Here is a 12,661-nt window from a genome sequence, read left to right on the forward strand (position 1 = left end):
TCATCCGCCTGTACGCCTCGACGCTTTTTTGCGTCGTCGGGCGAGGCGTTTTGCAATCCTTAGTTTTGATCAAGCCGTTAGCAGTTGAATCAATATAAGTGGAGACTTTTTTCGTGAAAAAACAAAAACACTCACTCGCGCTATCGATTTTGTTGTTCAGCGGTTTCATGGCCGCCGCGGTTGCCGCGCATGCCGATGAAACCGATACTGAGCCGCCTTCGCGTCACACCGAAGCGCCGCCGGATTCGCCGCCCAACACCGGGGCGGATGCGCCGGTGAGCAGCCAGGCGAAATCGAAAGGCTTCATCGAGGATTCGCACTTCAACGTGCTGATGCGCTCCTTTACCGAACATGACGAATTCAAGGGCGCGGGCAAGAAGGACGCGTGGGTTCTGGGCGCGCAGGCGGTGTTCGAATCGGGCTATACGAAAGGGCTGATCGGGCTGGGCGGCGACGTGTCGCTCTTCGGCGCGTTCAAGCTGAACGGCGGCGTGGGGGCGGGCAATCGCGTTCACGTCGGCACGGACGGCGGCGGGTCGAATCAGTTGGCATGGGCCTATCCGGGCGTGTGGGATGTGAAGGCGCGCGTGTCGAACACCGTGCTCAAATACGGTCAGCAACTGTTCGACAATCCGTTCCTCGTGCCGCACGACAACCGCGCATTGCCGCCGACCTACCGCGGCTTCTCGCTTGCGAGCGATGAGATCAAGAACCTCACGCTGAAGGCAGGCACGGTGGACGGCGTGCTCGCGCGCGGCATGACGACTGTTACCGGTCTCACGACGGAATACGGTGGCACGCATGTCTCGCAATTCACGTACTTCGGCGGCGACTGGACGCACGGCGACGATACCGCGGTTTCGCTCTACGGCAGCGTCGCGAACAACGTGTGGCAGCAGTACTACCTGACGGCGACGCAGAGCATCGGCGATCCGAAAAGTGTCCGCTGGACGGGCTCGTTGAACTACTACTACACGGGCGCGATCGGCGACAAGCGGCAAGGCTCGATCAACAACAACGCATATTCGCTGGCGCTTGCCGGCACGCACGGCGCGCATACGGTGCAGGTCGCGTTCCAGCAGATCGTGAGCGATCAGACCTTCGACTACATGGGCCAGTCGGCGGACGATTATCTGTCGAACTCGCTCGATGTGGACTACAACCAGCCGCATGAAAAATCGCTGAGCCTGTCGTACTCGCTCAACATGAAGGAGTACGGCGTACCGGGTCTCAAGTTCACGATGTGGGGTGCGTATGGCTGGGATGCCGATGGCAGCGCGATGGCCAACGGCGGCTCGGCGCAAGCGGGTAACTACTGGTCGGGCGGCAGCGTTGGGAATGGCCAGCCACTGCAGGGCACGCATTACGAAATCGGCGTGATCCCGAGCTACACGATCCCTGACGGCAAGTTCAAGAACACATCGGTCAAGTTCTACTACATGCATCATCACCGCAATAGCTCCTACTATCCGGACCCCACCAGCGATGTGTATCGCCTGATGGTCAACGTGCCCGTGAACGTGTTCTAAGACTGTCGAACGCGTAAAACATCAACCATACAAAAATACCCCTTTACATTACGTTTAACTTTCATTTATAAAGAAGGTGCGTGCTGCGGATTGCCATGTCTCGCCACGCTCATCGCCCGGCAGGCCTGTCTCTGCCGGGCTTTTTTTCGTCTGTTCAATCCGCGTTCACTGCAGCTTTCATGCGCTTACGAAGTGCGACTTCCTAAGTGAAAACCCCGTCATTTCTTTCGCTTGACTTACTTGATATATCACATACTGTGTATATGCGGCGTAGCATGCACCGCGTCGCGGGAGGCGTCGTTCGACGTCCAAGTACACAAGGCAATTTGCCAAGGAGACAGGCATGGGAATGAACCAGATGGGCCGCGATGAAAAGGCGTCGCGCCTGGCGTCGCCGTGGGTGCAGTTGGTTTTCGGCGTGATTTGCATGGCGATGATCGCGAACATGCAGTATGGCTGGACGCTCTTCGTCAACCCGATCGACGAGAAGTACCACTGGGGCCGCGCGGCCATTCAGGTGGCGTTCACGATTTTCGTCGTGACGGAGACATGGCTCGTGCCGGTGGAAGGCTATCTCGTCGACAAGTACGGGCCGCGTCCCGTCGTGGTCGGCGGCGGCCTCCTGTGCGCGATCGCGTGGGCGCTCAACTCGGTGGCATCGTCGCTGCCGCTTTTGTACTTCGCCGCGGCTGTCGGCGGGGTCGGCGCGGGCGCGGTGTACGGCACGTGTGTCGGCAACGCGCTCAAGTGGTTCCCGGCGCGGCGCGGACTGGCCGCGGGCATCACGGCCGCCGGCTTCGGGATGGGCTCGGCTGCGACCGTCGTGCCGATCGCGCACATGATCAAGTCGAGCGGCTATGAAGCGACGTTCCTCTGGTTCGGTCTCGGGCAGGGGCTCATCGTGTTCCTGCTCGGCATGGCGCTCTATGCGCCGCCCGCGCAGATGATCGCGTCGGTGAAGAGCGCGGTGAAGGCGGCCGTCTACAACGCGAGCCCGAAACAGGTGCTGGCATCGCCGATCTTCTGGGTCATGTACCTGATGTTCGTGATGATGGCCGCAGGCGGCCTCATGGCGACGGCGCAGCTCGGCCCGATCGCGAAGGACTTCGGGCTGCACGATTCGCCCGTGTCGATACTCGGTCTGACGCTGCCCGCGCTGACCTTCGCGCTCACCATCGACCGCGTGCTCAACGGCCTGACGCGACCGTTCTTCGGCTGGGTATCGGATCGGATCGGGCGGGAAAACACGATGTTCATGGCGTTCGCGATCGAAGCGGTGGGCATCGTCGCGCTGTCGAAGTACGGGCACGATCCGGTGGCGTTCGTCGTGCTGACCGGCATCGTGTTCTTCGCGTGGGGCGAAATCTACAGCCTGTTCCCGGCGACGTGCGGCGATACCTTCGGTCCGAAATTCGCGGCGACCAACGCGGGTCTGCTCTACACGGCGAAGGGCACGGCGGCGTTGCTCGTCCCGTTCTCGAGCGTCATCACGTCGATGACGGGAAGCTGGCACGCCGTGTTCATGCTCGCGGCGGGCATGGCGGCGCTGTCGGCGCTGCTCGCGCTCTTCGTGCTGAAGCCGATGCGTAACGCACATTCGCAGAAACATGCGCGTGCCGCGTCGCTGGACATGTCGTACACGACAGTGAAGGAATGATGGCGGAGCCGTGATGCCGGCTGGACGGGCGACCCGGCGTGTCGCCCGTTTTCTAGTTATCGAGCTCGCGCTTTCCGCGGCTTGCGACTGATGTGCGGCGTGTGACGCCGCGTTGCGGATGCGCTTTTGTCTTGCCGCCGGCAGGTGGTCTCCTCGCTCTCTTATCCCCGTGATTCGAGCGATCCCGCGGCAGCAGGATGGGCGTTCGGCGCCGTCGCGGACTACGGCGACGCGCGAAACGAAAGCAGATGACGCCGCGGATTCGACACGCCTCGAAGCGCGGCGCAATACGCGAGGCGCGGCACGCGTGTGTCGATGCTGGCGACCCACGCCCGGAATGCCAGCGCGCACGCCGGCGACACGAGAGCGAGAAGAACCAGACTTGCGTGAGCGTTCATGCTGTCTCCAGTCGATGCCGGCTTCGGATATCGCCGACGGTTGCCCAATGAACGTAGTGTCGTCGCGAAGGGCAAGCAGGCAAACCCGGCTCGCGCGGGGAGACCGCGATTATTCAGGAGATAGACGATGCGAGCCCCGCATGTGGAGGGGCGGCGAATCAGAAGCGGGTGCCGACGCTGCAGCCGCCGAAACCGCCGCCATTGGTAGCAAAGCCGCTGCAGCCGAAAAGGCCGCAGCCGGAAAGCGTGAATGAAGCGGCGATGAGCGTCGCCGCGGCGCAAAGAAAACGAAGGTGCTTCATGGTGACATCGGAACGGAGAACGGAACGCGATTCTCGCGGAACCGCCGTATCCCGATGTCAAACAATGTCGCCGATTCAACCCGGCTTGCCATCCGCGCGCGGCTTCCAGAGCGGCGCCGCATAAGCCGCGACATAGAGCGCGAACGCGAGCACCCAGCAGATGCCCGCAGCGAAGATCCACGTCGAATGCCAGGCAGGCACGCAGAGCGGCCCGAGCACGCGCAGCGCGCCCGCCGCCATCACGAGCGCATAGCACGCGACATCGCGCTTGTCCGCGACGAGCGGACGTCCCGTATGCCCGCGCGCGGTGCGCGTGATCATCGCGATGATCGCACCGCCGATCGCGCCGGCCGCGAACGCATGCATCGCGAGGCTATGGGGCACGCGCGTCCATCCGAACGCCGAAAGCGCGAGCAGCGCGAAGCCGAGCGGCAGCCATGCGTAGGCGAGATGCAGGATCGCGAGAATCGGCCGTCCGCGCACCGCGTACGAGCGCCAGCCGATCATGCGCGCGAGGTGCACGGCGCACGCCAGCAAGGCGAGCGGCGCGACGATCGCGGCATCGAGCGCGAAGGCATCCGCGAAGAACGCGGCGAGCGTGAGCGGCGCGAGCGTCGACTCGACGATGCGCCAGCGACCCGCGACGAAGCCGGGAATCGCGTTGGCGGTGAACATCGGGATCACGCGTCCGCCGATCACGCTGACGAGCAACACGACGATGCCCGCCGACGCATACACGGCGCGCATCGAGAGATCGGCGCGTGCGTCGAATGCAAAGCCATGAAACGCGGCGTTCAGCGCGCCGAACCCGAGCAGCACGACGGCGAGAAAATAGTTGCGCCGGTTGCCCGCCTTCACGAGCACGCGCAGCAAGAGGAGGGCGGCGACGGGCAGGAACGCGCTATCGACGATCGCGGCCGGCAGCGCGGGGCCGCTCCACACGAGCACGCGCCCCGCGAGCCACAGCAGCGCGAGCGCGGCGAGCGTCGCGCCTTTCGCCGTGTCGCGTCCGGTCCATGCGCGCACGGCCGTCAGCAGAAAACCGACGATGATCGCCGCCGCGAAGCCGAACACCATTTCGTGCGCGTGCCAGCCGATCGGGTCTGCGCGCAGCAGATAGCCGCCGTATAGCGGCACGCCCGACAGCACGAGCAGCCACACCGTCAACGCGAGCGCACCGAACGCCGCGCCGCACAGATAGAACGGCCGGAAGCCGAGATCGAGCAGCGCGACGCGCCGCCGATGATTGGGATCGCGCCTAAGCGGCGCCGCGACGAAAACGGTGTTGGGTTCTGCGATCTTCATGACGTCCTCACGATGAAACCGTCGTGCGCGCGAGCGCCAGGCACGCGAGCGAGCGCACGCACAAATATCCGATGAAAAGATTCGCGCCGACGAACATCGGCAATGCGAGCGCATGCGCCACGGGCACGCCGGCGAGCGCGAGCTTCACGCATGCGAGCGTCCCCGATGCCACGCCGAAGCTGTACGCCCACCACGAATACGCGAACGGCTGCGCGCCGAGCCACGATTTCAGCCGCAAGCCGACGAGCAACTGAAAAAGCCCGTAGCCGAGCAGCATCACGAGCCAGCGATCCGTCGAAGCCGGTTCGACGGCCAGCACGGCCGCCGCGCACACGACCGGCGGTGCGAACTGGATGCCGACGAGCGGGCGTTCCGCGACCGGCATCGGCTCGCGATGCCACAGCCTGCGGATCACGAGCGGTTCGAGCGCGAGCCACGAGAAGACGCCCGCGCCGAGCAGCAGCCACGCCCAGTCGGCGGCGCCGAGTGCGCCGAGCGCCGCCGCGCCGGTGAAGTTGCCGGCGACGGTCGGCAGATAGATCGTCGGCGCGGTATCGGCGATTTCGCGGCCGCCTTGCCACAACCTGCCCGTATGCCACACGGCGAACGCGAGATGCCAGGCGATGCCCGCGATCGTCAGAAGCCAGGCGAGCGGCCGCGAATACGGCAGCACCGCCTGCGCGATGAGGAACGTCGAAATGCCGATGAGCGCGGGCGTCGCGCCGCCGACCGGATGCGCGAATTCATCGGCGACGCGCGCCGGATCGCGCAGCGCATGCGCGCCGTACGCGAGCACGAGCGCGCCCCAGACGAGCGTCGCGGCGGCGAGCACCGCTTCGCCTGCGACCGCCGGCGCGTGCCACAGTCGCACCGCGACGCGCCACGATTGCCCGAGCCCGGACAGGCCGAGCACGATGCTGAAGAGCGAAGCGGGGACGCGCGGACGGTTCACGATGTCATCGCCCCGGTCAGTGCGGAATCGGCTGCTTGACCGGATCGTTCTCGCCGACGATCGCGAACACGAGCAGCTTCGCCGGTTTCGTCGCGCTCGCATTCTTCGACACGATGTGATGCGCGCCCGGTGGTTCGTACCACGATTCGCCAGGACCGTACGTCTTCGCAGCCGAGCCTTCGAGCTGCGAGGTCACATGGCCTTCGAGCACGTAAGCGAAGATCGACCCCGGATGCATATGCGCTTCCGACGCCTGTCCCGGCTTGTAGGAGACGGTCGCCATCAGCACGTTCTTGCCGGCTGCCTCGGGAATGGCCTGCTTCATCACCGGCGCGACGACCTCCGCACCCGTGGTGTCGTGCGCGCCGGCATGCGCCGCGCCGATCATCAGCGCGGCCGCCAGAACCAAAGACTTGCGCATGCTCATGTCGATGTCCTCAAGCAGGGGTCTTGCGGAACGCGATAGCGAAGCGGTTCCAGCTGTTGATCGCGGAAATGAGCAGCGTCAGGTCGACGATTTCCTCGTCGCTGAAGTGCGGCTTCACGGCTTCCCACACGCTGTCGGGCACGTGGTCGTGCGACACCAGCGTGAGCGCTTCGGTCCAGGCGAGCGCGGCGCGTTCGCGATCGGTGAAGAACGGCGTCTCGCGCCACACGACCACCGTCGCGAGACGCCGATCCGTTTCGCCGCCCTTGCGCGCATCGGTCGTGTGCATGTCGACGCAGAACGCACAGCCGTTGATCTGCGATGCGCGCAGGCGCACCAGTTCGGTCAGCGATTTTTCGAGCGCCGACTTGGCGATACGCTCTTCGACGCCGACGAGCGCCTTGATCGCGGCGGGGCTGGCTTTGTAGAAGTCGAGACGGGGTTCCATTGAAGTATCCTCTTTGCTTGGGTTTGGAAAGTGCGCCAAAGCGGCGCGGCAAGAGAAGATTAGGCTTCCGGGTGGCTTTTTGAAATGACCGATTTTCTGGAATTTCAGGTGACCACTAAACGGCCGCTTTCCGATGATGTGAGGGCGCAAAAAAACCCGCGGCCCAATATGCCGCGGGTCGATGGACGCAGCCTCACGCGCGCAATCAGTCGAGCGCCGCGGCGGGGCCGAAGAACTCGTAACGGCTCTGCGCCTCGGGCACGCCGAGCGTCTTCAGATGCTTCTTCACCGCCTTCATGAACGCCTTCGGGCCGAGGAAATACGCATCGACATCGCGGTTCTTCGGCAGCCACGTGTCGAGCAGCTTTTCGTCGACGAAACCGATGCCGTGCGCTTCATGATCGCCGTCGCGCTTGTGCTCGTAGCAGTAGAAGCGCTTGAGCTGCGGATGACGCGCCGCCAGTTCCTCGATGGCCGCGCGGAACGCATGCACGCCGCCGTGCCGCGCCGAGTGGATGAAGTGCACTGGGCGCTTGGTTTCGAGCGCGGCTTGCAGCATCGCGAGCGTCGGCGTGATGCCGACACCGCCGCTGATCAGCACGAGCGGCTTTTCGCCCTGTGCGAGCTTGAAGTCGCCGGCGGGCGGAAAGAGATCGAGCACGTCGTTCTGCCGAACGTTTTCGTGCAGAAAGTTCGACACCTTGCCGTTCGGCTCGCGCTTCACGCTGATGCGATATTCGCGGCCGTTCGGCGCGGCCGAGAGCGAATAGTTGCGGCGCAGTTCGTCGCCGTCGACCAGCACGCGCAGACCGATGTACTGACCCGGATGGAAGTCGAGCAGCGCGCCGCCGTCTTCGGGCACGAGATAGAACGACGTGATTTCGTCGCTTTCCTGTTCCTTGCGGGCGACGACGAAACGTCGCGTGCCGCGCCATCCGCCCGGCGCGTTTTCGCGCTCGCTGTAGATGCCTTCCTCGAGCCCGATCAGCAGATCGGCGAGTTGCCCGTACGCGGCGGCCCATGCCTCGATGACGGCGTCGGTGGCGATTTCCTCGCCGAGCACTTCGCGGATCGACTTGAGCAGGCAGCTTCCGACGATCGGATAATGCTCCGGCAGGATGTTCAGCGCGACGTGCTTGTTGATGATCTGGCCGACGAGGCCGCCGAGCTTCTCCAGTTCGTCGATATGGCGCGCGTACATCAGCACGCCGTTGGCGAGCGCGCGTTGCTGCGCGCCGCTTGCCTGGTGCGCCTGATTGAACATCGGCCGCACTTCGGGGTATTCGGTGAGCATCTTGTTGTAGAAATGCGTGGTGAGCGCCTCGCCGCCGCTTTCCAGAAGAGGGACGGTTGCCTTGACGATGGCACGGTGTTCGGCTGACAGCATTCTTCGGTTCCTCGTTGTGATGAAAGGCGGAAGCGGGCGCTTCCGCATCGAAATTCTTCGGATATTTCTCATACACGAACCGTGCCAGAGTAGAATCGTAGCTAAATCAATTGCTTATTGGCATTCATGGTCGATTCGACTCTAGTCCAAAAGACTACAGAAGTAGTCGCAATGACTTCGCGGGTGCTGCTCGATGCGCTCGTTCCGCTGATCGAGGACCTGTCGAGCGAGATGCCCGAGACCGAGCGCTACCGCCGCTTGCTGCACACGCTGCGCGCGCTCTTCCCGGGCGACGCCACCGCGCTGCTGCGGCTCGACGGCGACACGCTGGTGCCGCTCGCCATCGACGGTTTGTCGAGCGATACGCTCGGCCGGCGCTTTCGCGTGAGCGAACATCCGCGATTCGCGCGCATCCTCGCGCAGGAGGCGCCGACGCGCTTCGCCGCCAGCTCCGATCTTCCCGATCCCTACGACGGCCTCGTCAAGGGCGTGAGCGGCCATCTCGAAGTGCACGACTGCCTCGGTTGCCCGCTCCTCATCAATGGGCGCGCCTGGGGCCTGCTGACGCTCGACGCGCTCGATCCGGCGCGCTTCGACAACATCGACATGGCATCGCTGCAGGCATTTCTCAGTCTCGCGGCGGCGACCGTGCGCGTGGCCGAGCGCATCGATACGCTCGCGAAACGAGGTGAGGCCGAGCGTCAGCGCGCGGAGGTTTACCGGCAGGCGAGCGGGCCGCGGCGGCGCGAAATGATCGGCAGCAGCGGGCCGCATAACCGCTTGCTGGAGGAAATCGCGATCGTCGCGTCGAGCGAACTGACCGTGCTCATCGCCGGCGAGACGGGCGTCGGCAAGGAACTCGTCGCGAGCGAGATCCACGCGCTGTCGCCGCGCGCCGACAAGCCGCTCGTCAGTCTGAATTGCGCGGCGCTGCCGGATACGCTCGTCGAGAGCGAGTTGTTCGGGCACGTGCGCGGCGCTTTCTCGGGGGCGTCGTCGGACCGGCGCGGCAAGTTCGAGCTCGCGGACGGCGGCACGCTCTTTCTCGACGAAGTGGGCGAATTGCCGCTGCCCGTCCAGGCGAAACTTTTGCGCGTGCTGCAGAACGGGCAGTTGCAGCGCATCGGTTCGGACAACGAGCACAAGGTCGATGTGCGGCTCATCGCCGCAACGAATCGCGATCTCGCCGAAGAAGTGCGCGAAGGGCGCTTTCGGGCGGATTTCTATCATCGCTTGTCGGTGTATCCGCTCGTGGTGCCGCCGTTGCGCGAGCGCGGACGCGATGTCCTGCTGCTCGCGGGCTACTTTCTCGAAGAGAATCGCTCGCGCCTCGGGCTGCTCAGCCTGCGCCTTTCCGCCGACGCGCAGGCCGCGCTGCTCGCGTATCGCTGGCCCGGCAACGTGCGCGAGCTGGAGCATCTGATCGGGCGCAGCGCGTTGAAGGCGCTGGCGGCGCATCGGGAACGTCCGCGCATCCTCACGCTCACCGCCGCCGATCTGATGCTCAACGGCGACGGCGTGATGGCCGCGGACAGCGCGCCGCCGGCGCAGGCGTCGCCATTGCCCGCGCCGGGCACGGATTTCCGCGACGCGGTGACGACCTACGAGCGCTCGCTCGTCCTCGATGCGCTGAAGCGTCACAACCAGAACTGGGCGTCGGCGGCGCGCGAGCTCGGTCTGGATCGCGCGAATCTCAATCGGCTCGCCAGGCGTCTCGGCCTCAAGTGAACGGCATCGCGTATCTTGAAATGATCGCTCCGATCATTCAAAGCCGCGATCCGCAAACCTCCGCCGATTGGACTCAAGCAATTTACTGTCTCAAAAAAATGCGTTTCATTGTTCAAACGCAAAAAACATTGAGTTGTGTCAAGCGCGTCGGCGTTGTGCATTGAGACAATCGCCAAGCTGGGAAAAACGGGCTGTCTCTTCTAAGATCAGAAAAGCCAAGCGCAACCCATCGGCACCAAGAACATCGCAGCGCCCTGAAGAACCGCGTCGGATGCACGCCTCACACGTCCGGCAACTCGAACACGGCAAATCGACAACGGGGGTTACGTGCGAAACGTGGCAAAGCTCTGCGGTTTCTTTTTATCCGCGCTTTTCGCGTTTTTCAGCTTCGGCGCGTTCGCGGCGGACGCGGCACTCGAACGCGCGCCCGATACCATGCAGGCCCGCGTGATGGGCTGTGCGGCCTGTCACGGCGCGCACGGCGAGGGCACCGACAACGACTATTTCCCGCGTCTGTCCGGCAAGCCCGCCGGTTATCTGTACAACCAGCTCCTCGCGTTCCGCGACGGCCGGCGCAAGTATCCGCCGATGAACTACCTGCTCGCGTATCTGCCCGACGCGTACCTGAAGCAGATCGCCGATTACTTCGCGAGCGAGCGCCCGCCGTTCGCGCCGCCCGCGCCCGTCAGGGTCGATGCGAAGACGCTCGATCTCGGCAAGACGCTCGTCACGAAAGGCGATGCGTCGCGCAAGGTGCCCGCCTGCCTGAGCTGCCACGGCGCGTCGATGACGGGCATGGAGCCCGCGATCCCCGGCCTTCTCGGCCTGCATGCCGACTACATCAGCGCGCAACTCGGCGCGTGGCGTTACGGCACGCGCTCGACCGTCGCGCCGGATTGCATGGGGCAGGTCGCAAAGCTGCTGAACGACCGCGACATCACCGCGATCGCGGCGTATCTCGCGTCGCTGCCCGCGCCGTCGGACCCGGTGCCGGTCGCTGCCGGCTCGTTCAAGATGCCGCTCGCGTGCGGCAGCGTCCATAACTAACGAGGACCCGACGTGCTCCGATTTCGACATTTCCGAGCGCTGACCGTCGCGGTCTTCCTGGCGGCGTGCGCCGCGCCGATCGAACACGCTGTGGCGCAAGGCGCGGACGCGGCCACCGTCAAGCGCGGCGAATATCGCGCGCGCGCGGGCGACTGCATCGCGTGTCATACGCTGCCCGCGGGCAAGACATTCGGCGGCGGCCGCCCGATGGACACGCCCTTCGGCACGCTCTATACGCCCAACATCTCGTCGGACAAGGACACGGGCATCGGCAAATGGACCGCCGAAGAGTTCTACACGATGATGCACACGGGCAAGTCGCGCGACGGCTCGCTGCTCTATCCGGCGATGCCCTTCACGTCGTATACAAACGTCACGCGCGCCGATTCCGATGCGATCTACGCATTCCTGATGTCCACGCCGGCGGTGCATCAGCCGAACCGGCCGCACGAGCTGCGGTTTCCGTTCAATCATCGTGAGCTGCTGCTCGGGTGGCGTTCGCTTTTCTTCAGGGAAGGCGTGTATAAACCCGATGCGTCGCAATCGGTGGAATGGAATCGCGGCGCCTATCTGGTGGAAGGTCTGGGACATTGCTCGATGTGCCATACGGCCATCAACGCGCTCGGCGGCAACGTGAAGTCGAAGGCGTTCGAAGGCGGCCTGATCCCGATTCAGAACTGGTACGCGCCCTCGCTCACGTCGAACAAGGAAGCGGGGCTCGGCGACTGGAGCCTCGACGACATCGTCGGTCTTCTGCATGCGGGCGTGTCGAATCGCGGCGCGGTCTACGGGCCGATGGCCGAAGTCGTCTACGACAGCCTGCAATACCTGACCGAGGAAGACGTGCGCGCGATGGCCGTCTATCTGAAGGCGCTGCCCGCGCGTTCCGGCGACAAATCTGCGCCGCCGAGCCAGGCGGTCGCCGAGGAAAAGACGAGCCTCTCGCCGCTCGGCAAGAAGATCTACGACGCGCAATGCGCCGAATGCCACGCCGCGCAGGGCCAGGGCAAGCCGCCCGATTTCCCGCCGCTCGCGAACAATCAGTCGATCGAGATGAACTCGGCCGTGAACCCCATCCGCATGGTGCTGAACGGCGGTTATCCGCCCGGCACCTTCAAGAACCCGAAGCCCTACGGCATGCCGCCGTTCGCGCAGTCGCTCTCGGATGTCGAGGTCGCGGCGGTGGTCACGTATATCCGCACCGCGTGGGGCAACCACGGCGCGCCGGTCACCGTGAAGGAAGTGAACGAGCTGCGTTCGGCGCCACTTTACTGAGCATCGACGACACCATGACCGAAGACCCGAATGAAATCGCGAAACAGGACGCGGCGCTCGACGAAATCGTGAAGCGCGGCCCATCGGGCGCGATTGCGCTCGCGGGCATCTCGACCGCGATCGTGATCGGCCTCTGGTTCGTCTTCTACTTCGCCGTGTTCCTGCCGCGTGGCGTGATTCAATGATTCGCAAGGTTCATTAAGGCA

Annotated in this window: 13 protein-coding genes; 6 read left to right on the forward strand and 7 right to left on the reverse strand. The window is 64.4% G+C overall.

Annotation, left to right across the window (positions count from 1 at the left end; genetic code table 11):
• The first annotated feature begins 167 nt into the window (after positions 1–167).
• Both ACEN42_RS17865 and oxlT read left to right on the forward strand, forming a co-directional pair.
• Positions 168–1,529: an OprD family outer membrane porin gene (locus ACEN42_RS17865; RefSeq protein WP_371882247.1), complete on the forward strand. Its 1,362-nt coding sequence runs from the start codon at positions 168–170 to the stop codon at positions 1,527–1,529.
• Between the two features lie 343 nt (positions 1,530–1,872).
• Positions 1,873–3,186, forward strand: coding sequence for an oxalate/formate MFS antiporter (gene oxlT, locus ACEN42_RS17870; RefSeq protein WP_238213820.1), 1,314 nt, complete (start codon positions 1,873–1,875; stop codon positions 3,184–3,186).
• 221 nt (positions 3,187–3,407) lie between these two features.
• Here the strand turns inward: oxlT and ACEN42_RS17875 are convergent, their stop codons facing one another.
• The 7 genes from ACEN42_RS17875 to hmpA all read right to left on the reverse strand — a co-directional run bounded on the left by ACEN42_RS17875 (position 3,408) and on the right by hmpA (position 8,405).
• Positions 3,408–3,584, reverse strand: a complete 177-nt coding sequence (locus ACEN42_RS17875) for a hypothetical protein (RefSeq protein ID WP_371882023.1) — start codon at positions 3,582–3,584, stop codon at positions 3,408–3,410.
• A 158-nt stretch (positions 3,585–3,742) separates the two neighbouring features.
• Entirely contained in the window at positions 3,743–3,886 is a 144-nt protein-coding gene (locus tag ACEN42_RS17880) for a hypothetical protein (protein WP_371882024.1), read from the reverse strand.
• Positions 3,887–3,961: 75 nt separating this feature from the next.
• Positions 3,962–5,191: an NnrS family protein gene (locus tag ACEN42_RS17885; protein ID WP_371882025.1), complete on the reverse strand. Its 1,230-nt coding sequence runs from the start codon at positions 5,189–5,191 to the stop codon at positions 3,962–3,964.
• Positions 5,192–5,198: 7 nt separating this feature from the next.
• Entirely contained in the window at positions 5,199–6,143 is a 945-nt protein-coding gene (tehA, locus tag ACEN42_RS17890; protein ID WP_371882026.1) for a dicarboxylate transporter/tellurite-resistance protein TehA, read from the reverse strand.
• Between the two features lie 16 nt (positions 6,144–6,159).
• Positions 6,160–6,570, reverse strand: coding sequence for a cupin domain-containing protein (locus ACEN42_RS17895; RefSeq protein ID WP_035503615.1), 411 nt, complete (start codon positions 6,568–6,570; stop codon positions 6,160–6,162).
• A 10-nt stretch (positions 6,571–6,580) separates the two neighbouring features.
• Positions 6,581–7,018 carry a carboxymuconolactone decarboxylase family protein gene (locus ACEN42_RS17900; RefSeq protein ID WP_187606213.1) on the reverse strand — a complete coding sequence of 146 codons (438 nt, stop codon included), beginning with the start codon at positions 7,016–7,018 and terminating at the stop codon, positions 6,581–6,583.
• Between the two features lie 205 nt (positions 7,019–7,223).
• Positions 7,224–8,405, reverse strand: coding sequence for an NO-inducible flavohemoprotein (gene hmpA / locus ACEN42_RS17905; protein ID WP_371882027.1), 1,182 nt, complete (start codon positions 8,403–8,405; stop codon positions 7,224–7,226).
• A gap of 126 nt (positions 8,406–8,531) precedes the next feature.
• On the opposite strand from hmpA, the gene norR reads away from it, so the two are divergent.
• The 4 genes from norR to ACEN42_RS17925 all read left to right on the forward strand — a co-directional run bounded on the left by norR (position 8,532) and on the right by ACEN42_RS17925 (position 12,640).
• The gene (norR, locus tag ACEN42_RS17910; protein ID WP_371882028.1) at positions 8,532–10,133 is read left to right on the forward strand and encodes a nitric oxide reductase transcriptional regulator NorR; all 1,602 of its coding nucleotides are present in this window, start codon (positions 8,532–8,534) and stop codon (positions 10,131–10,133) included.
• A gap of 435 nt (positions 10,134–10,568) precedes the next feature.
• Complete coding sequence (locus ACEN42_RS17915; protein ID WP_371882248.1) at positions 10,569–11,180, forward strand: cytochrome c; 612 nt, start codon at positions 10,569–10,571, stop codon at positions 11,178–11,180.
• 12 nt (positions 11,181–11,192) lie between these two features.
• Positions 11,193–12,455 carry a cytochrome c gene (locus ACEN42_RS17920; RefSeq protein WP_371882029.1) on the forward strand — a complete coding sequence of 421 codons (1,263 nt, stop codon included), beginning with the start codon at positions 11,193–11,195 and terminating at the stop codon, positions 12,453–12,455.
• 14 nt (positions 12,456–12,469) lie between these two features.
• Positions 12,470–12,640 carry a hypothetical protein gene (locus tag ACEN42_RS17925; RefSeq protein WP_187606217.1) on the forward strand — a complete coding sequence of 57 codons (171 nt, stop codon included), beginning with the start codon at positions 12,470–12,472 and terminating at the stop codon, positions 12,638–12,640.
• Positions 12,641–12,661 lie beyond the last annotated feature (21 nt).

This window comes from Caballeronia sp. S22, assembly GCF_964261745.1.
In the GTDB taxonomy this organism is placed as follows: domain Bacteria; phylum Pseudomonadota; class Gammaproteobacteria; order Burkholderiales; family Burkholderiaceae; genus Caballeronia; species Caballeronia jiangsuensis.

Bases quoted from the DNA above. Each gene is read 5' to 3' on its own strand.
- ACEN42_RS17865 (WP_371882247.1), top strand. From the start codon at position 168: ATGGCCGCCGCGGTTGCCGCGCATGCCGATGAAACCGATACTGAGCCG.
- oxlT (WP_238213820.1), top strand. From the start codon at position 1,873: ATGGGAATGAACCAGATGGGCCGCGATGAAAAGGCGTCGCGCCTGGCG.
- ACEN42_RS17875 (WP_371882023.1), bottom strand. From the start codon at position 3,584: ATGAACGCTCACGCAAGTCTGGTTCTTCTCGCTCTCGTGTCGCCGGCG.
- ACEN42_RS17880 (WP_371882024.1), bottom strand. From the start codon at position 3,886: ATGAAGCACCTTCGTTTTCTTTGCGCCGCGGCGACGCTCATCGCCGCT.
- ACEN42_RS17885 (WP_371882025.1), bottom strand. From the start codon at position 5,191: ATGAAGATCGCAGAACCCAACACCGTTTTCGTCGCGGCGCCGCTTAGG.
- ACEN42_RS17895 (WP_035503615.1), bottom strand. From the start codon at position 6,570: ATGAGCATGCGCAAGTCTTTGGTTCTGGCGGCCGCGCTGATGATCGGC.
- ACEN42_RS17900 (WP_187606213.1), bottom strand. From the start codon at position 7,018: ATGGAACCCCGTCTCGACTTCTACAAAGCCAGCCCCGCCGCGATCAAG.
- hmpA (WP_371882027.1), bottom strand. From the start codon at position 8,405: ATGCTGTCAGCCGAACACCGTGCCATCGTCAAGGCAACCGTCCCTCTT.
- norR (WP_371882028.1), top strand. From the start codon at position 8,532: ATGGTCGATTCGACTCTAGTCCAAAAGACTACAGAAGTAGTCGCAATG.
- ACEN42_RS17915 (WP_371882248.1), top strand. From the start codon at position 10,569: ATGCAGGCCCGCGTGATGGGCTGTGCGGCCTGTCACGGCGCGCACGGC.
- ACEN42_RS17925 (WP_187606217.1), top strand. From the start codon at position 12,470: ATGACCGAAGACCCGAATGAAATCGCGAAACAGGACGCGGCGCTCGAC.